1 pseudogene is annotated in these 229 nt (G+C 30.6%); it reads left to right on the plus strand.

The features are described from left to right. Positions 1 to 54 precede the first annotated feature (54 nt). Positions 55 to 225: pseudogene (locus SAZ04_RS23215) on the plus strand (DivIVA domain-containing protein); the annotation flags it as partial. Positions 226 to 229 lie beyond the last annotated feature (4 nt).

Genomic DNA, 229 nt, shown 5'->3' on the forward strand with positions numbered 1-229 from the left:
GTAGCTATAGTTTTTTTTAAGCGAAATAACGTAAACAACTTGGAGGTGGCATATATGCCTTTAAGCCCTTTAGACATCCACATTAAAGAATTTACAAGAGGGTTTCGTGGTTATGATTAAGATGAGGTTAATGAATTTAAAGATAAAGTTATAAAATATTACGAAGCAGTTCTTCGTGTAAAGAAATACTTGTTTGTAAAAGCAAAATTTAGAGATGAAAAGCTTTAGC

It is taken from the genome of Halalkalibacter lacteus (assembly GCF_036663595.1).
Taxonomy (GTDB): Bacteria; Bacillota; Bacilli; order Bacillales; family Bacillaceae_D; genus Halalkalibacter; species Halalkalibacter lacteus.